This is a genomic window from Oxalicibacterium sp. (assembly GCF_035565035.1).
GTDB lineage: Bacteria > Pseudomonadota > Gammaproteobacteria > Burkholderiales > Burkholderiaceae_D > Oxalicibacterium.
Map to the genome: position 1 here is coordinate 1 of NZ_DATMTD010000102.1, position 17,853 is coordinate 17,853.

Below are 17,853 nucleotides of genomic sequence, written 5' to 3' on the forward strand. Positions count from 1 at the left end.
TTGAGATTTCAATTGACATGATTAGGGCTGCCGCCTATGTTGAATACAGAGGAATCCGATTTCATATCACTAGTTCAATTCCTGCCGAGGGGGAAATTGGAGTTAATAATATAGGTCGTATCCTCATAATGATCATAACTCCCAGAGGAGATCGTCATGCTAAATATTCTGATCCCGGTAGATGGTTCGCGCAGTGCTTTAAGGGCGGTTGAATACGTTGTGCAATATCGCGCCGTTCATGATGAAGTGCTCAATGTGAATCTGACGAATATTCAGCCGCGTTTGCCTAGACATATCACACGGTTTGCATCATCTGCGAATATAAAAATTCTGCAACAGGAGCGCGCAGAAGAAGCAATGGCTGACGCGATCGAGTTGTTGTCAAAATCTGGCGTGCAACATACCGTTCATGTCGGGAAAGGCGATACGGCCGACGAGATCGTCGCTTGCGCCAGGAAAGTACAGGCTCAAAAGATCGTGATGGGAACAACGAGAAAAAATGCATTAACGCGTTTCTTCCAAGGCTCTGTTGTTAACAAAGTCATGGCTATGAGCGATTTGCCTGTTGAGGTGGTGGCGCGCGAGAACGCCGGCAGGCTCGAACGTTTTGGTATTCCGATTGGTTTGGGCCTTACATTCTTGTGGCTCGCAGTCGAATGATTTCACGACTCTGAATACGTAGAATCTTGAAAAGAAAAGGCCGGAACAGAACGGCATTTTTCTTTTTTCAGGATACGAATCAATCAAGTCTCTGCGAAGAAATCTCCCACGCCTGCGCGCGCTGAACGGCACGACGCCATAGGGCGAGCCGCTCCACGCGTTCGTCTTCTGACATCCGTGCTTCAAAGCAGCGATCCATTTGCCATAATGATGCGATTTCTTCTTTCGAACTCCAGAACGATACGGCCAACCCCGCCAGATAGGCTGCGCCAAGCGCGGTCGTTTCGGTGATCCGTGGTCGAATGACGGTTGTGTTGAGAACGTCGGCCTGAAATTGCATCAGCAAATCGTTACGTGCTGCGCCACCATCCACACGCAACTCAGTCAACGTCATCGCGGCGTCCTTTTGCATGGCATCCATCAGATCGACAGTTTGATAGGCGATGCTTTCCAATGCTGCGCGTGCGATATGCGCCTTGCCGGTTCCGCGCGTCATGCCGAGGATCGATCCGCGCGCGTACGGATCCCAGTAAGGCGCGCCCAAACCGCTGAAGGCAGGAACGAGAACAACGCCGCCATTATCCGGAACGCTGCAGGCAAGTGCTTCGATGTCGGATGACCGCTCGATAATGCCCAAACCATCACGCAGCCATTGCACGGTTGCGCCAGCCATGAATACGCCGCCTTCGAGCATGTAATCCGTATGCATGTCTGCAAACTGCTTGGCGCACCATCCCACCGTCGACAGCAGACTGTTCTGCGAAGTGACGGCCTTGTCGCCTGTGTTCAGCAACATGAAACAGCCTGTGCCATATGTGTTTTTTGCCATGCCCGGCAGATAACACGCTTGCCCGAATGTTGCCGCTTGCTGATCACCTGCAATCCCGGCAATTGGAATGGCGTCACCGAACAAGGATGGGTCTGTATGTGCCACAACTTCGCTGCTGGAAACAACCGTCGGTAACATGCTGCGCGGAACATCCAGAGTAGCGAGAAGTTCGCTGTCCCATTGCATCGAGTGAATATTGAACAGCAATGTGCGCGATGCATTGCTTGCATCAGTGAGATGACGTCCCGAGAGTTTGAAGATCAGCCAACTGTCGATCGTGCCGAATGCCAGTTCTCCGCGGTCGGCTTTTTCTCGCGCGCCGGGAACGTTATCCAGCAGCCATTGAATCTTGGTGCCGGAGAAATATGCATCGAGCAGCAAGCCTGTCCTGCTGCGAAAAAGAGGTTCAAGCCCATCCGCGCGCATATCGTCGCATCGCGCTGCAGTCCGCCTGTCCTGCCAGACGATTGCATTTGCGATCGGTTCGCCTGACTTGCGGTCCCAGATGACGGTAGTCTCACGTTGATTGGTGATGCCGATGGCGGCAATGTCAGTCGCCTTTACCTGATGCGCATGCATGACTTTCCGGGCAACGGCCAATTGGCTTTGCCAGATCGCATTTGCATCGTGTTCGACCCATCCAGGCTGTGGAAACAGTTGTGAAAATTCCTGCTGCGCCATGCCTTGAATCTGACCAAGACGATCGAACAGAATCGCGCGTGAACTGGTTGTTCCCTGATCGAGCGCGAGGATGAATTGACTCATGCGGGCGACTTTTTCAAGGGCGATAAATATGTTCCGGCAGACCGGGAACATCGACGCGCAAACGGAGGACGCAACCGGACAATGGATGCTGCGCGAGCTCTTCAGCAGAGCGCTTGTTGCTGACGGTCGTGATATACAGCGTGCGCAAATCGTCATCGCCAAATGCCATCATCGTCGGGCAGCGAACGGGCAGCATCACTTCTCGCAAAATTTCGCCGTCAGGTGAAAGTCGCAGCAGTCGTCCACCTTCATACATTGCACACCAGTATGCGCCGTCACGATCAACAGTCGCGCCGTCGGGTCTGCCGCCATACTGATGATTTCTGTCAGTAGAAAACTGTTTGACGATACGTTCGGCACCAAGCGTTGCGGTTGCAAGATCGAATGCATAGGCACGTACCTGATGTGAGGTCGTATCAGAGTGGTACAACGTGCGATTGTCAGGACTGAAGGCGACGCCGTTCGAAACGGTGGCGCGTTTACCGCTATCACGTAGTACGTCGTGCTCCACGCAGAACAGGGCGGCATCGGGCCGATCGCGTGGTTCGTAAATGGTGCCGACCCATAACCTGCCTGCGGCATCGCAACGGCCATCATTGAAACGCGTTGTCGCAGGATCGTAAGGTGCATCGGTAATATGGGTTAGCTGACCGCTTTGCGTGTTCAGCAATGCGAGGCCGGAGCGCAACGCAACCAGCAATCCGCCGTCGCCATGAATGGCAATACAGCCGGGTTCTGACGGCGTGGCCCATTGCCGGTGCGTTTCTGTTTGCGGATGAAAGCGGTGAACAGCGCATCCGTCAATATCGATCCAGTACAGCGCGGATTCCTGCGAATGCCAGACGGGGCATTCACCCAGCATCATGCGGTTGGCGAGAATAGGCTGGCAATTTTCCGTCGACATGGCAGTTGCTTTTTGTGAAGGGATTGCGCCATTATGCAGGCAAAATTTGCAGAAGGAGTTTGAATTGAAGCAGTCATCAAAACCGGCAATCACCTTTCTCGGCATCGGCCTGATGGGCAAACCAATGGCAACGCGTCTGCTGGAGGCCGGCTATCAGGTCACGGCATGGAACCGCACGCACGGCAAGGCGGATGAACTTGCCACATTCGGCGCCAAGGTCGAGGCGCAGGTAACGGACGCCGTATGTAGCGCAGATATCGTGATCACGATGCTGGAAGCCGGGCCGATCGTGGCACGGGTCATCGACGCGGCCTTGCCCGATTTGCGTCCCGGCACGCTGGTCATCGACATGAGCTCGACCAGGCAGTCAGAGGCGCAGGAACTGCACGCCAGGCTGGCGGCAAAGGAGATTCGCTTTATCGATGCACCGGTTTCCGGTGGCGTGGTTGGGGCGCAGGCAGGCTCGCTCGCGATCATGGCCGGAGGTGACGCGAAAGACTTTGCAGAAGCGGAGCCGGTTCTGGCGGTGATGGGACGACCCACACTCGTGGGGCCGGCTGGCTGCGGGCAAATTGCCAAATTGTGCAATCAACTGATCGTCGGGGGCACCTTGAATATTGTTGCGGAGGCGTTGCTGCTGGCACAAGCTGGTGGTGCCGATCCGGCAGCGGTGCGCACGGCAATTCGTGGTGGTTTTGCGGAAAGCCGGATTCTGGAAGTACACGGCCAGCGCATGCTGGAGCGTAATTTCCTGCCAGGCGGTCAGGTCAAGAGCCAGCACAAGGATCTGGAAAACGTATTGATCGCGGCAAATAACGCCGGGTTGCAATTGCCGGTAACCGAATTGGTGACAAAGAATTATCAATCTGTCCTGAAGCAGGTCCCGCAAGCCGATCAGTCCGCCGTTTTGCTCACACTGGAACAAGGCAATCCTGGATTAAGACTGGGCGATGCCGCCGATCAGCTACCTGGATAAGCTGCAGTGTTGCGGATATACATACGCGTGCCGAAACCAAGGTGACATTGATCGCAGGCAATATACAATCAAAGAGACGCACGGCAACTGGCCGGTACTGCGAGTCCAACGATAACGGACACTGCGATTATTGCCCGAACCATGAAACCGTTTTTTCTTATTCTTATCGTGTTGCTCGGCATTGCGGGTTGCGCTCACGTTCCTCGTGCTGCAGACACGCGGGCGCAGGTATCGCAACCTGATATCGATGACGAAGAAAAGATCGTCGCATTCTCGGAATCGGAAGGCGAAGCGGGCGGTTTGCCGGAGGGATGGGAGTCGGTCATCATCCACCGCAACAAAAAGTTGACGGAGTACGCACTGACATCCGAGCAGGGGCGGAAAGTTCTGCATGCGCGTGCCGCGAGCGCATCTTCCGGACTAATGCAGAAGCTGGATATCGATCCGATGCAGGAATCGCAGCTGAGCTGGCAATGGCGCATCAGCCGGCTGGTGGAGTCGGCCGACAACCATGACCGTACGCGGGAAGATTCGCCGGCCCGCATCATCCTTGGATTCGACGGCAACAAGGACGATTTGTCGTTCGCCGACCAGATCATGTTCGAGACGGCGCGTTTGTTGACCGGCCGCGAGATGCCGTATGCAACGCTGATGTACATTCGTGGCCGCAAGGCACCGGTCGATACGGTGATTTCGAATACGCGCAGCGGTCGCATCAAGATGATTGTGGTGGCAAGCGGCAACGACGGTGTTGGCGAATGGCGGACATTCTCGCGCGACATCGTTGCCGACTATGAGCGTGCATTTGGCGAAAAGCCGGGGCGACTGATCGGCGTCGGCGTGCTGACCGATACCGATAACACCGGCGAAACGGTGGAAACCTGGTACGGCGATATCAAGCTCACACCGAAAAGCGACATGCCGGTCGCAATGGATGGCATTTTGCCGGTATCCGACGCCCGAAATCGATAGCAGTTGCGCTAGAATAGCGGCAGGCATGACAGGATGCCTGATCTCGCGAAAGCCGATGCACCTGCCCACTGCCGCATTTATTCCGGATGTTCCGCACGAATAAACCGCAACGTTAAACCCTTCAATGTCGTAGCGAGAACGACGATATGAAAGGAAACGTCATGTGGTCTGCCACTCTCCCCATCAGTAACAACGTTCGCCATCCTCTTGGCGAGAATCTCTGTAACAGCGATTTCCTGCGCAGATATGCGCGCCGGCTGTTGCGTAACGCTCGCTCACTGGAACCGAGTCAGTCCCTGCCCGTGTTACGACGCATTGTTGCCGCAGAAATCACGCCGGAATTGCGCATTACCGAAGTCTATTCCGTACGCACCACGCTGCAGCTCAAACACATTCTTCACATGCTGGCGAAAGAGTTGGGATTCGGCGCATGGGAATTGTGCAAGAAACAGATAGATCAATGCGCACCGGAAATGCTGGATCGCTATCGGTTCGATCTGGGAATGTTCAACGATTATCAACAGAACTGGTTCGCTGATGCTGACACGGCAAAAGCGTGGCAGAAGGAAAATGGCGGCTATCTTGTGAACGTTGGCAAGCAGGTCGTGGCGATTCTGGCCTGATTTCTGCGGGCAAAAAACGTAGAAGATCATCGAAACAAAATGGCGGCATATCCAATGCCGCCATTCTCATTTTTGCTTGAGGAAGGTTTCGGCCAAGCGCACCCAATAGGTTGCGCCAATAGGCAGCAGGTCATCATTGAAGTCGTAACTCGGGTTGTGCAGATTGCACGGCCCCAATCCATGACCGACATCACGATGATCGCCCTCGCCATTGCCGATGAACACATAGCAGCCGGCTTTTTCCTGCAGCATGAACGCAAAGTCTTCGGCGCCCATCGACGGTTCAACCTGTGTGTCGACGTTATTGGCGCCGACGATTTCCTTCAATACATTTGCAGCAAAGATCGTTTCCCGCTGATGATTGATCAACGGCGGATAGTTGCGCGTGAAGCGGAATTCGACCGTGGCGTCGAATGCTTGCGCGGTATGCTCGGCAATGACACGCATGCGCGATTCGATCAGATCCAATACCTTCATGTCGAAAGTGCGAACTGTGCCGATCAGCGTGGCATCGTTCGGGATGACATTCGTGGCGCTGCCGGCGTGGATCTGTGTGATCGACAGTACGGCCGCATCGAGCGGATTGCGATTGCGGGTGACGATCGTTTGCCAGCCCTGCGCAATCTGGATTGCCGCCATGATCGGATCGACGCCCTTGTGCGGTTGCGCTGCGTGCGCGCCCTTGCCACGCACAATGACTTCGAATTCGTTGCTGGATGCCATCATCGGTCCGGCAGTCACACCGAAATGTCCAGCCGGGATGCCGGGCCAGTTGTGCATGCCAAACACTGCCTCCATCGGACATTGTTTGAACAGTCCATCGTCGATCATTCGTTTGGCACCGCCACCGCCTTCTTCTGCAGGCTGGAAGATCAAATATACGGTGCCGTCGAAATTGCGGTGCTGCGCCAGATAATGCGCGGCGCCGAGCAGCATTGCAGTATGGCCGTCATGGCCGCATGCATGCATTTTCCCGTCGTTCTTCGATGCATGAGGAAACGTATTGATCTCCTGCATCGGCAGTGCATCCATGTCGGCACGCAAGCCGATAGCGCGATCATCGGTGCCATTTTTAATGATGCCGACCACGCCAGTAATGCCCATGCCGCGCAGAACGGGGATGCCCCATTCCGTCAGTTTCCTGGCGACCAGTTCTGCGGTATCTCGCTCTTCAAAACATAATTCAGGATGTGCATGAATGCTGCGGCGAATTGCCTGCAATTCAGTCTGAAACTGGAGGATGGGATCGATCAGATTCATGGTGCTTCTCCACATATGCCGGGTCTGGGCGCCGGCGGCAAACCGAACTTTCGGGCTGGCGTATATGCCGCGGCGGAAGCCCTCCATGTTACGTCAATTCACGTAGTTCGCGCATGGCGTTTGACATTGTGAGCGCCGCATTGACGCGATAAAAGCCGACATGGGGTTTCCTCACCGGCAAGGAAAATGCTTGCGCATCGCCGTTTCGCCCGATAGCATCATTGCGATATCACCACGATAATCTGCGCGGCAATCTGACCGAAATTCCTGAACTAAACAGATCAAATAAAAGAGGTGAGGATGGACAAATTCTGGCTTCAATCATATCCGCCCGGCGTACCGGCAGAAATCGATTTCACGCAATACGATTCGCTGGTGCAGTTGCTGGAAGAATCCTTTCGTAAATACGCGGACCGCAATGCATATGTCTGCATGGACAAGTTTCTGACCTACGGCGAAGTCGATGCATTGTCGAAAAAGCTGGGCGCATGGTTGCAGGGAACGGGGTTGCCGAAAGGGGCGCGCGTGGCCTTGATGATGCCGAACGTGCTGCAATACCCGGTTGCGCTGGCCGCGGTCCTGCGCGCCGGTTACGTGGCGGTCAACGTCAATCCGCTTTACAAGCCGCGCGAGTTGCAGCATCAGCTGGCAGATTCCGGCGCGGAAGCCATCATCATTCTGGAGAATTTCGCCGCAACGCTGCAGAAGGTCATTGCCAACACGCAGGTAAAGCACGTCGTCGTCGCCACCATGGGCGGCATGCTCGGCGGCATCAAGGGTGCGATCGTCAATTTCGTCGTGCGCCATGTAAAGAAACTGGTGCCGGCCTATTCTTTGCCGCATGCAGTATCGTTCGGGAAAACACTGGAATTGGGTGCCGGCATGACGTTGCGCCAACCGACACTGCAGCGCGACGACATCGCCTTCCTGCAGTATACCGGCGGCACGACCGGTACCGCGAAAGGAGCGATCCTGACGCACAGGAACATCATCGCCAACGTTCTGCAGAACGAGGCATGGATCGCACCTGCGCTGAACAAGGTCGACAAAGACAAGGCGCTGACTTTTGTCTGCGCGCTGCCGCTGTATCACATCTTCGCACTGACGGCGTGCTGCATGCTGGGGACGAGGCTGGGCGTCATGAATCTGCTGATTCCCAATCCGCGCGACATTCCCGGCATGATCAAGGAGCTGATGAAGTACAAGATCAACCTGTTGCCGGCGGTGAATACGCTGTACAACGGCTTGCTGAACAACCCGGATTTCGCGAAAGTTGATTTCTCCGAACTCGTCATGTGCAACGGTGGCGGCATGGCAGTACAAAAAGTGGTGAGCGATCGCTGGCGTGAAGTGACCGGCGTGCCGATCAACGAAGGATATGGCTTGTCCGAAACCTCCCCGGTTGCGACCGGCAATCCGGTTAATGCAACCGAATTTTCCGGCACGATCGGCATTCCGATTCCATCGACCGAAGTCAAGATCATCGACAACAACGGCACTGAAGTGCCGCTCGGCATGCCGGGCGAAATCGCCATTCGCGGTCCGCAGGTCATGGCGGGCTATTGGAACAATCCGGTCGAAACAGCGCTGTCGATGACGACCGACGGTTTCTTCAAGACCGGCGACGTCGGCATCATGGATGCACGCGGTTACATCCGCATCGTCGATCGCAAGAAGGACATGATCCTGGTGTCCGGCTTTAACGTTTATCCGAGCGAGATCGAGGGCGTGATCGCCGCGCATCCCGGCGTGCTGGAATGTGCGTGCATCGGGGTGCCGGATGAACATACGGGCGAAGCCGTCAAGCTGTTCGTCGTACGACGCGATCCCGCGTTGACAGAAGACGTGCTGATGGCCTACTGCAAGGAACAGTTCACAGGTTACAAGAAGCCGAAGCTGATCGAGTTTCGTGCCGACTTGCCGAAATCGAACGTCGGCAAGATTCTGCGACGCGAGTTGCGGGACGAAGCGCGGGTCGAAGAACAAGCCGCCTGAACGACCGTCGTCAAGTATCCGAAGTGACGGCCGGTGGCAGAGTGCGCGGGCGACGATCGTCGCCGGTCGCCACATAAGTCAGGGTCGCTTCTGTCACCTTGACAATTTCTGTTTCCAGCCGATTGCGTTCGGCATAGCATTCAACATTGATTGTGATCGATGTATTGCCGACCTTGACGATGTCGGTATAGATCGACAGCAGATCGCCGACGAAAACCGGGTGCTTGAACAGAAACGAGTTGACTGCGATGGTGACGACGCGACCATTGGCGCGTCGTGTGGCACAGACTGCACCGGCCAGATCGACCTGGGACATGATCCAGCCGCCGAACACATCACCGTGCATATTGGCGTCGTTCGGCATCGGAACGACACGCATCTGAGGTACTTTTCCGGCGGGTAGTTCGGTGTGGTGTTCGCTCGGCATGGTGGTCTCTTCCCTGTGGATAATTTCTGCAAACGCTACAATCCCGACTCCGAAGCATAAACCATCTGATCCGAATCGACTTTCATGCGCCGCCATCCCGTTTCCAGCGAACCTGTTCCCCCGCCATCCGGCAAGCATGGCGACTGGGCGGTGCTTGGCACGCTGATTCCGTATTTGTGGGCGTATAAGTGGCGTGTTTCACTGGCGCTTGCATTCCTGATCGCCGCCAAGCTGGCCAACGTTGGCGTGCCGCTGGTGTTGAAAAAGCTGATCGACGCACTCACGGTGCGTCCGGGCGACCCTCATGCATTGCTGGTGTTACCGCTCGGCGTGCTGGTTGCGTACGGCGCATTGCGTTTGTCCACCACGCTGTTTACGGAACTGCGCGAATACACGTTTGCACGCGTCACGCAGCGCGCAGTGCGTACGATTGCGCTCAAGGTGTTTCGCCACCTGCATGCGCTGTCGTTACGCTTTCATCTGAATCGCCAGACTGGCGGCATGACGCGCGACATCGAACGCGGTACACGCGGCATTTCATCGCTGGTTTCGTACACGCTGTTCAGCATCCTGCCGACGCTCGTCGAGATCACACTTGTACTTGTTTATCTGGCGTTGCACTACGACATCTGGTTTTCCATTATCACGGTTGGTGCGTTGGCTTGTTACATCGTTTTTACCATCGTGGTTACGGAGTGGCGTACGCATTTCCGGCGCACGATGAACGACCTGGATTCGAAGGCAAACACGAAGGCCATCGATTCACTGCTCAATTACGAGACGGTCAAGTATTTCGGCAATGAGGATTATGAAGCGCAACGTTACGACGAAGGCCTGAAGCGCTATGAGGCTGCGGCCGTCAAATCGCAGACGTCGCTGTCGCTGTTGAACACGGGGCAGTCCTGCATCATTGCCGTCGCTGTCACCTTGATCCTGTGGCGCGCCACGCAAGGCGTCATCAACGGCTCAATGACGCTTGGCGATCTGGTGCTGGTCAATGCATTCATGATCCAGTTGTACATTCCATTGAATTTTCTCGGTGTGATTTATCGCGAAATCAAGCAAAGCCTGGCGGACATGGAGCGCCTGTTTTCGCTGTTGGAGCAACATCGTGAAATTGCCGACAAGCCAAATGCACAGGCATTGATTACGCGTGGTGCCGAAGTACAGTTTTCCCACGTTGAATTCAGTTATGAAGCAAACCGGCAGATTCTGTTCGATGCCGATTTCACGATTGGGGCAGGAACAACGACGGCAGTTGTCGGGCACAGCGGCTCCGGAAAATCGACGCTGTCACGTCTGCTGTTCCGGTTCTACGACATCAATGCCGGCACCATCCTGATTGACGGACAGGATGTGCGCGATGTCACGCAAGCATCGTTGCGTGACGCAATCGGTATCGTGCCGCAGGATACGGTGCTGTTCAACGATACGATCGAGTACAACATCGCCTACGGACGGCCCGGTGCCAGCCGGGAAGACGTCGTGGCTGCAGCGCAGGCAGCGTATATCCACGACTTCATCATCTCACTGCCGGACGGCTATGCAACGATGGTTGGTGAACGCGGTCTGAAATTGTCCGGTGGCGAAAAACAACGCGTGGCGATTGCGCGTACCTTGCTGAAGCGTCCGGCAATCCTGATATTCGACGAGGCGACGTCGGCGCTGGACTCACGCGCCGAACAGGCGATCCAGGCGCAATTGAGGGAGATCGCCAGGAACAGAACGACACTCGTCATTGCACATCGTTTATCCACCATTGTCGATGCGGAGCAGATTCTGGTGCTCGATCACGGCCGCATCATCGAGCGTGGCACGCATATGCAGTTACTTGCAATGGACGGCGCATATGCGCAGATGTGGATGCGCCAGCAAGCCCGACCCGATGCGATTGCAGGGTCATCTGTCGATGGTCATGTCGACGTGGAAGAGCAGGAAGAAACACCCTTGGATTCGCCGGTGCCGTCGACAGCGACATTGCTGCGTAACTGAAGATGCGGTTGGCATTTTCCCGCGGTAACAGCTGGAAGGTGCGATGCGGCATGTACAAGGCGCTGCAACGCAGACGTTATACTGATTGCCGGTAAGGCATTGCATCTTTCCAGGAGGTTGCATGAAGCTGTCCCGTTTGGTTCCGATTCTTGCCGGCGTCATCATGATCATCGGCTCCGGTGTCCATGTGCAAGCACAAGAGTTGACCGGCACGTTGAAGAAGATCAAGGCAACCGGCGCAATCACGATGGGGTATCGCGAATCATCGATTCCGTTCTCCTACCTCGATAATCGCGCACAGCCCATCGGCTACGCCATCGATCTCTGCATGAAAATCGTTGACGCAGTAAAGATGCAACTGAACATGCCGGATCTCGAAGTACGCACGCAACCGGTTACATCGAGCAATCGTATCCCGTTGCTGAAAAACGGGACGATCGATCTTGAGTGCGGCTCGACGACCAATTCGACAGTGCGTCAGCAGCAGGTCGCATTCGGTCCGACCTATTTTTTAATCAACGTCACGGCGGCTGTTAAAAAAACTTCCAACATCGATACGATTGCGTCGCTAAACGGCAAGACGGTATCGACGACGTCCGGCACGACATCCGTGCCGTTGTTGAGAACCTATCAGCGCGGCAGCGAAATTCGGGTCAAGGAAATCTATGGCAAGGATCATGCAGAAGCGTTTTTGTTGATGGCGGAAGATCGCGCAGCCGCTTTTGTCATGGACGATATCCTGCTGGCAGGACAGATCGCCAATGCGAAGCGGCCTGAATTGTACAAAATACTGCCAGAATCGCTGCGGCAGGAGCCGTACAGCATGATGTTGCGCAAGGATGATCCACAGTTCAAGACGTTGGTGGACAAGGCCGTGGGCGATGTCATGCGTTCCGGCGAGATTGTCGGCATCTACGAAAAATGGTTTACCAAACCGATTCCGCCACGAAACCTGAATCTGCATTTCCCGATGAAGGCTTCGCTACAGGAAGCATTTCGTCATCCCAACGACAAGGGAATCTGATCGTGACAAGGGCACCTCGAATACAAGGCCGATAATTTCTGAGACAAGAGGGTTGCATGGATCTGCACATATTTCTTGAACCGATGTCGGAAGGAGACCCTACCTGGGGCGCGATGTTGTTGTCGGGGCTCGGCTGGACCATTGCAGTGGCGGTTCTCGCGTGGATCATGGCATTTTCCATCGGCTCGCTGATCGGCATTGCGCGCACGACGGACAAGCGATGGCTGGTCGTGCTGGGCGGCGCATATGTAGAAGTATTTCGCAACATTCCCCTGCTGGTTCAATTCTTCGTCTGGTATTTTGTTGTGCCGGGTTTGATTCCTCCGGTCAAAACGCTGGTCATTGCGCTGGATCCGATCACGTATCAATTCATTACAGCAGTGATTTGCCTCGGTTTCTTTACGGCGGCACGCATTGCCGAACAGGTCCGTTCCGGTATTCAATCGCTGTCACGCGGGCAACGTAACGCAGGGTACGCATTGGGATTGACGCAATGGCAGACATATCGCTACGTGTTGTTGCCGATGGCGTATCGCATCGTCATTCCCCCGCTGACGTCAGAATTGATGAATCTGATCAAGAACACGGCAGTCGCCTATTCGATTGGATTGGTGGAACTGTTCTTCCGTACACGGGAAATGGGCGAGATGACTTTTCGCTACTTCGAAGCATTTTCCGCAGCAACCCTGCTGTACCTGCTTATTGCACTTGCGGCAAACCGCATGATGGCTGTGATCGAAAGACGACTCGTCATTCCGGGGCAAGGAGGTCGTCATGTCTGATTTTGACTTCGACGTCATTCTCGATAGCTGGCCATTGCTGTTGCTGGGGATTCGCTATACGTTGCAACTGACCATCGTCGCAACAATTGGCGGAATACTGCTCGGTACGCTGCTGGCGATGGCGCGTCTGTCGCGCAATAAAACGCTGTCGCTGGCGGCTGCCGGGTATGTGAATTTGATGCGTTCCGTGCCGCTGCTGCTGGTGATTTTCTGGTTTTATTTCATGATGCCGCTGGTGCTGCAGTCGTTGACGGGATCCGAATGGCCGGTTGCGATTGGCGCCGATCGCTCTGCCTACATTACCTTCATCCTGTTCGAAGCGGCCTATTTCTGCGAGATCATGCGGGCCGGCATCCAGAGTATTCCGAAAGGACAGGTGAATGCCGGTTATGCGCTCGGATTGAATTATGGACAGTCGATGCGGCTGATCGTGTTGCCGCAAGCGTGGCGCAATATGCTGCCATTGCTGCTGACACAAACCATCATCCTGTTTCAGGACGTGTCGCTGGTGTCGCTGTTGAACGTGACCGATTTCGTCGGCGCAGCAGTCAAGATTGCGCAACGCGACAGTCGCGTGGTCGAAATGTATCTGTTTATCGCTGTTGTCTATTTTTTGTTGAGTCTTGCGTTGTCCGCAATCGTCAAAAAAGTCCACAGGCGATACGCCATCATTCGTTAAGAACAGACGGAGAACAAGCTCATGATCGAGATGCAAAACGTCAGTAAATGGTATGGCACATTTCAGGTGTTGACCGGTTGTTCGACGCAGGTAGCCAAAGGCGATGTCGTGGTCGTGTGCGGACCATCCGGTTCGGGGAAATCGACGTTGATCAAGACGGTCAATGGCCTGGAGTCTTTTCAGGAAGGCCGCATCATGGTCGACGGTATTTCTGTCGGAGATTCGAAAACCGATTTGCCGAAATTGCGGGCGCGCATCGGCATGGTGTTTCAGAACTTTGAATTGTTTCCTCACCTTTCGATTCGCGACAACTTGACGCTAGGACAAATCAAGGTGCTGGGACGTAGTAAGGATGAAGCGATCGAACATGGGTTGAAGTACCTGGATCGGGTCGGCCTGATTGCGCAAAAGGATAAATTCCCCGGGCAGTTGTCCGGCGGTCAACAGCAGCGCGTCGCCATAGCGCGTGCGCTGGCGATGGATCCGATTGCGATGTTGTTCGACGAACCGACATCAGCGCTCGATCCGGAAATGATCAATGAAGTGCTGGACGTCATGGTCGGTCTGGCAAATGACGGCATGACGATGATGGTCGTTACGCATGAAATGGGTTTCGCCAAAAAGGTCGCGAATCGCGTGATCTTCATGGACCAGGGGCAAATTGTGGAAGATTGTGCGAAAGAGACATTTTTCGCGCAGCCGCGCTCTGATCGGGCACGCGATTTTCTGGCCAAAATCATTCATTAGCCGTCTTTGGATGGAGACAATCCAGTGCGGTGCGAAGAGAAATGAGGAATCCGAACAGGTAAAATAGCGGCAATCCAAGAAAGAGCCGCCATGACCAATTCCGCATCAAAGAAACCTTCCAGCATCACCATTACACGTCCTGACGACTGGCATTTGCATCTGCGCGATGGCGCAACGATTGCGTCGGTATTGCCCGACACGGCGCGCCAGTTCGCCCGTGCGATCGTGATGCCGAACCTGAAGCCCCCGGTAACGACCACCGAACAGGCCGTCGCTTACCGTGACCGCATTCTGGCTGCGTTGCCGGTCGGGATGAAATTCGAGCCATTGATGGTCTTGTATCTGACCAATGACACGCCACCGGAAGAGATCCAGCGCGCGCGCGACAGTGGCGTCGTGCACGCCGTCAAGTTGTACCCCGCCGGTGCGACCACCAATTCCGCAGCCGGCGTGACAGACCTGACCAAGTGCTACAAGACGCTGGAAATGATGCAAAAGCTCGGCATGCCTTTCCTTGTGCATGGCGAAGTGACTGATCCGGAAATCGACATCTTCGACCGCGAAGCGGTCTTTATTGACCGCGTCATGACGCCATTGCGCCGTGACATGCCGGAGTTGAATGTTGTATTCGAACACATCACCACCAAAGACGCCGCGGAATACGTCGCGGAAGCAGATCACCATGTTGGCGCCACCATCACCGCGCATCATCTGCTGTACAACCGCAATGAGCTCTTCAAAGGTGGAATGCGCCCGCATTATTATTGCTTGCCCGTCCTGAAACGTGAAATTCATCGTCAGGCGCTCGTGGCGGCAGCGACATCGGGCAGTACCAAATTCTTCCTGGGAACCGACTCCGCGCCACACCCGAAGGGTTTGAAGGAACATGCATGCGGTTGTGCCGGTTGCTATACCGCCTTGCACGCGATGGAGCTGTACACGCAAGCATTTGATCAGGTGGATGCGTTAGACAAGCTTGAGCAATTTGCCAGCTTCAACGGCCCGGATTTCTACAAACTGCCACGCAACAAAGACACGATCACCCTGCAACGTGAGTCGTGGACTATCCCTGCAGAGCTTCCGCTCGCCAATACGACAGTGGTGCCGTTGAACGGCGGAGAAACGATGGAATGGAAATTCGTTTGATTTCTTCTAAACGCTCCGGCAAGAGTTTCGGCCACCTGTTCTTTCTCTGCTAAAACAGACTGTTTCTACCTTCATGGCCGCACAATTTCTGGCATGTATAGACTGGTCGCGGCCATGGTTAGAGCATGTCCGCTTCACGGGGCAAGCGATTTCCAATGCCAATGACTGGCGTGACGAAACCAATCGCCGCGCGTCTGAGATGGGATTAAAAAATCGACTTGGACTGCCAATTCGGTTTGTCCCGCAAACAGATCTACCTGCCGGCATTGCCTACGAAACATTCATCCACGATACAGGGTGTGTCCCCACACGAGAAAATCTGCACGATTTTTTCAATGCATTGGTCTGGCTGACTTTTCCACAAATCAAGGTGCAGCTGAATGCATTGCAAGCGGTGGAAATTGGGCGTGCACGATTGAGCGGCGCGACGTCGTTAAGGGGAAAACTGCGGGATGCAGCAACCATATTCGATGAAAATGCAGCGCTGCTAGTAACTTCTAATGAGAGTTTGGTTGATGCGTTGCGCGCGCATGAATGGCAGGATGTTTTGTTGACGAGGCGCGAGACCTTTGTGCAAACCAGCCGAATATTTCTATTTGGACATGCGTTGATGGAGAAGCTGGTTACGCCGTACAAATCGATTACAGCGCATATGTGGGTAGTGGTGGGAAACGAGCTGCAGCTCCCAACAGACCTGACCTTGCAAGATTACTGTGCTGCGATCGACGGACAGGTGGTAGAAAAATTGAAGGATGGCCTGACAACACATGCCTTTTCCCCTTTGCCGATTCTTGGCATACCCGATTGGTGGAAGGGGCAAAACGAAGACTTTTATCGAGACGAAAAGGTTTTTCGACCTAGACGGCTTCAATAAGCAATTCGATAGACTCGCAGAAATGACTGATAAAGAAAAAAGGCACCCGAAGGTGCCTTTTTTGCAATTCAATCAAAGCAGGCCTAAGCCTGCAAATGATTAGAACTTGTGGTTGATACCGATACCAGCGCCGCTGACGGACTCGCCACCAGCTGCTGCTGCGTAGTCACCGCCGCCCAAGCCCATGGTCGAACCATCGTCGTTACCAACGCGAACATAGGTTGCGTAGAACGTCGTGCGCTTCGACAGAGCGTAGGTGTACGACAGAGCCCAGACATTGCTGTCTGCGTCGTCGATATCGCGGTTGTCGTTGCGGATGTATTCAGCACGGATTGCGCTGGCACCAAACGGAACGGTTGCGCCGATCAAGCCGCTACGCACTTTGACGTCGTCTGCAGCAACCAGACCTGCGTCGTATTTCTTTTGACCATAGACGCCGTGCAGTTTGAATGCGCCGAAGTCATAAGTTGCACCGATCAGAGCGGTTTTGGTATCTCCATCGACAGCTGGATCTGCATCAGTAGTAGCTGTAACGATGCCGGTGTCCGGATCAACTACCAAAGTACCGGCAGCGATCGCGCCGGACGTTTCGTTCTGCTTTTGATATACAGCTTGAACATTCAACGGACCATTGGCATAGCCCAAACGTGCGCCCCAGCCGCTGTTTGCGCTGTTGTCGTCGTTTGCTTCACCGAAGATGTAACCCAGCGAGCCGGAGAAGCCGCCGTAGTTCTGGCTTTGCCATGTAACCATGTTTGGTTGACGTTGTGGCAGACCATCGTAACCACCAATGAAGTCATGTGCGTTAGCGATACCAGCTGCGCCAAACGTATCGACTTGCGTCAGTGCTTCTTTCAATTGGTTTTCTTGACGGCCCAGACGAACTTTACCGAAGCCACCGTTCAAGCCGATGAATGCCAGACGGCTGAAGCCCGAACCACCCGAACCATCGCTGGTGTCGATGCCGTTTTCCAGAACGAATTCTGCTTTCAGGCCGTTGCCCAGGTCTTCAACACCTTTGAAGCCAATGCGGCTTGCTGCGTTGTTGCCGCTGTCCATGCCGGTAACGCTTTCGTTACCTTGGTCGATGCGCGAAATGCTGGTGTCAACGACGCCGTAGATCGTCACGGACGATTGTGCATAAGCAGCACCTGCGAACGCGCCGAGAACTGCCAGAGCCAAAAGTGATTTTTTCATT

17 protein-coding genes are annotated in these 17,853 nt (G+C 54.6%); 12 read left to right on the top strand and 5 right to left on the bottom strand.

Going from position 1 to position 17,853, the window contains the following annotated elements:
- The first annotated feature begins 156 nt into the window (after window positions 1–156).
- The gene (locus VN114_RS09780; protein ID WP_325514356.1) at window positions 157–660 is read left to right on the top strand and encodes a universal stress protein; all 504 of its coding nucleotides are present in this window, start codon (window positions 157–159) and stop codon (window positions 658–660) included.
- A gap of 79 nt (window positions 661–739) precedes the next feature.
- Here VN114_RS09780 and glpK read toward each other — a convergent pair whose 3' ends face one another.
- Both glpK and VN114_RS09790 read right to left on the bottom strand, forming a co-directional pair.
- Window positions 740–2,254: a glycerol kinase GlpK gene (gene glpK, locus VN114_RS09785; RefSeq protein WP_325514358.1), complete on the bottom strand. Its 1,515-nt coding sequence runs from the start codon at window positions 2,252–2,254 to the stop codon at window positions 740–742.
- Between the two features lie 13 nt (window positions 2,255–2,267).
- Window positions 2,268–3,158 carry an SMP-30/gluconolactonase/LRE family protein gene (locus VN114_RS09790; protein ID WP_325514360.1) on the bottom strand — a complete coding sequence of 297 codons (891 nt, stop codon included), beginning with the start codon at window positions 3,156–3,158 and terminating at the stop codon, window positions 2,268–2,270.
- Between VN114_RS09790 and VN114_RS09795 the strand changes: the two genes are divergently transcribed.
- The 3 genes from VN114_RS09795 (at window position 3,157) to VN114_RS09805 (ending at window position 5,729) form a co-directional block, all read left to right on the top strand.
- Window positions 3,157–4,134 (top strand): NAD(P)-dependent oxidoreductase, encoded by a 978-nt coding sequence (locus VN114_RS09795; protein ID WP_325514362.1) that lies wholly within the window; start codon window positions 3,157–3,159, stop codon window positions 4,132–4,134. The two genes, VN114_RS09790 and VN114_RS09795, sit on opposite strands and share 2 nt — an antisense overlap.
- Before the next feature lie 141 nt (window positions 4,135–4,275).
- Entirely contained in the window at window positions 4,276–5,106 is an 831-nt protein-coding gene (locus VN114_RS09800) for a DUF3047 domain-containing protein (protein ID WP_325514364.1), read from the top strand.
- 161 nt (window positions 5,107–5,267) lie between these two features.
- Window positions 5,268–5,729, top strand: a complete 462-nt coding sequence (locus VN114_RS09805) for a hypothetical protein (protein WP_325514366.1) — start codon at window positions 5,268–5,270, stop codon at window positions 5,727–5,729.
- A gap of 66 nt (window positions 5,730–5,795) precedes the next feature.
- Here VN114_RS09805 and VN114_RS09810 read toward each other — a convergent pair whose 3' ends face one another.
- Window positions 5,796–6,989, bottom strand: coding sequence for a M20 aminoacylase family protein (locus VN114_RS09810; RefSeq protein WP_325514368.1), 1,194 nt, complete (start codon window positions 6,987–6,989; stop codon window positions 5,796–5,798).
- Between the two features lie 300 nt (window positions 6,990–7,289).
- On the opposite strand from VN114_RS09810, the gene VN114_RS09815 reads away from it, so the two are divergent.
- Complete coding sequence (locus tag VN114_RS09815; RefSeq protein ID WP_325514370.1) at window positions 7,290–8,984, top strand: long-chain-fatty-acid--CoA ligase; 1,695 nt, start codon at window positions 7,290–7,292, stop codon at window positions 8,982–8,984.
- A gap of 10 nt (window positions 8,985–8,994) precedes the next feature.
- Here the strand turns inward: VN114_RS09815 and VN114_RS09820 are convergent, their stop codons facing one another.
- Window positions 8,995–9,411, bottom strand: a complete 417-nt coding sequence (locus tag VN114_RS09820; protein WP_325514372.1) for an acyl-CoA thioesterase — start codon at window positions 9,409–9,411, stop codon at window positions 8,995–8,997.
- An 84-nt stretch (window positions 9,412–9,495) separates the two neighbouring features.
- Here VN114_RS09820 and VN114_RS09825 point away from each other — a divergent pair, with 84 nt between their 5' ends.
- From VN114_RS09825 to VN114_RS09855, 7 genes are all read left to right on the top strand, one after another.
- Entirely contained in the window at window positions 9,496–11,403 is a 1,908-nt protein-coding gene (locus VN114_RS09825; RefSeq protein ID WP_325514374.1) for an ABC transporter ATP-binding protein/permease, read from the top strand.
- A gap of 163 nt (window positions 11,404–11,566) precedes the next feature.
- Window positions 11,567–12,427, top strand: coding sequence for a transporter substrate-binding domain-containing protein (locus VN114_RS09830; protein ID WP_325514387.1), 861 nt, complete (start codon window positions 11,567–11,569; stop codon window positions 12,425–12,427).
- A 56-nt stretch (window positions 12,428–12,483) separates the two neighbouring features.
- On the top strand, window positions 12,484–13,209 hold the full coding sequence (locus VN114_RS09835; protein ID WP_325514376.1) for an amino acid ABC transporter permease: 726 nt from the start codon (window positions 12,484–12,486) through the stop codon (window positions 13,207–13,209).
- A complete protein-coding gene (locus VN114_RS09840) occupies window positions 13,202–13,888 on the top strand; it encodes an amino acid ABC transporter permease (protein ID WP_325514378.1) in 687 nt (228 codons plus the stop codon). The genes VN114_RS09835 and VN114_RS09840 overlap by 8 nt, the downstream gene beginning before the upstream one ends.
- Before the next feature lie 21 nt (window positions 13,889–13,909).
- A complete protein-coding gene (locus VN114_RS09845) occupies window positions 13,910–14,635 on the top strand; it encodes an amino acid ABC transporter ATP-binding protein (RefSeq protein WP_325514380.1) in 726 nt (241 codons plus the stop codon).
- 90 nt (window positions 14,636–14,725) lie between these two features.
- A complete protein-coding gene (pyrC, locus tag VN114_RS09850) occupies window positions 14,726–15,781 on the top strand; it encodes a dihydroorotase (protein ID WP_325514382.1) in 1,056 nt (351 codons plus the stop codon).
- A gap of 73 nt (window positions 15,782–15,854) precedes the next feature.
- Window positions 15,855–16,655 (top strand): DUF3025 domain-containing protein, encoded by an 801-nt coding sequence (locus VN114_RS09855; RefSeq protein WP_325514384.1) that lies wholly within the window; start codon window positions 15,855–15,857, stop codon window positions 16,653–16,655.
- Between the two features lie 99 nt (window positions 16,656–16,754).
- Here the strand turns inward: VN114_RS09855 and VN114_RS09860 are convergent.
- Window positions 16,755–17,853: porin (locus tag VN114_RS09860; RefSeq protein WP_325514385.1), on the bottom strand; the 1,099-nt coding region annotated here is incomplete at its 5' end.

Bases quoted from the DNA above. Each gene is read 5' to 3' on its own strand.
- VN114_RS09825 (WP_325514374.1), top strand. From the start codon at position 9,496: ATGCGCCGCCATCCCGTTTCCAGCGAACCTGTTCCCCCGCCATCCGGC.
- pyrC (WP_325514382.1), top strand. From the start codon at position 14,726: ATGACCAATTCCGCATCAAAGAAACCTTCCAGCATCACCATTACACGT.
- VN114_RS09845 (WP_325514380.1), top strand. From the start codon at position 13,910: ATGATCGAGATGCAAAACGTCAGTAAATGGTATGGCACATTTCAGGTG.
- VN114_RS09800 (WP_325514364.1), top strand. From the start codon at position 4,276: ATGAAACCGTTTTTTCTTATTCTTATCGTGTTGCTCGGCATTGCGGGT.
- VN114_RS09810 (WP_325514368.1), bottom strand. From the start codon at position 6,989: ATGAATCTGATCGATCCCATCCTCCAGTTTCAGACTGAATTGCAGGCA.
- VN114_RS09835 (WP_325514376.1), top strand. From the start codon at position 12,484: ATGGATCTGCACATATTTCTTGAACCGATGTCGGAAGGAGACCCTACC.
- VN114_RS09805 (WP_325514366.1), top strand. From the start codon at position 5,268: ATGTGGTCTGCCACTCTCCCCATCAGTAACAACGTTCGCCATCCTCTT.
- VN114_RS09780 (WP_325514356.1), top strand. From the start codon at position 157: ATGCTAAATATTCTGATCCCGGTAGATGGTTCGCGCAGTGCTTTAAGG.
- VN114_RS09795 (WP_325514362.1), top strand. From the start codon at position 3,157: ATGGCAGTTGCTTTTTGTGAAGGGATTGCGCCATTATGCAGGCAAAAT.
- VN114_RS09855 (WP_325514384.1), top strand. From the start codon at position 15,855: ATGGCCGCACAATTTCTGGCATGTATAGACTGGTCGCGGCCATGGTTA.
- VN114_RS09840 (WP_325514378.1), top strand. From the start codon at position 13,202: ATGTCTGATTTTGACTTCGACGTCATTCTCGATAGCTGGCCATTGCTG.
- VN114_RS09815 (WP_325514370.1), top strand. From the start codon at position 7,290: ATGGACAAATTCTGGCTTCAATCATATCCGCCCGGCGTACCGGCAGAA.
- glpK (WP_325514358.1), bottom strand. From the start codon at position 2,254: ATGAGTCAATTCATCCTCGCGCTCGATCAGGGAACAACCAGTTCACGC.
- VN114_RS09830 (WP_325514387.1), top strand. From the start codon at position 11,567: ATGATCATCGGCTCCGGTGTCCATGTGCAAGCACAAGAGTTGACCGGC.
- VN114_RS09790 (WP_325514360.1), bottom strand. From the start codon at position 3,158: ATGTCGACGGAAAATTGCCAGCCTATTCTCGCCAACCGCATGATGCTG.
- VN114_RS09820 (WP_325514372.1), bottom strand. From the start codon at position 9,411: ATGCCGAGCGAACACCACACCGAACTACCCGCCGGAAAAGTACCTCAG.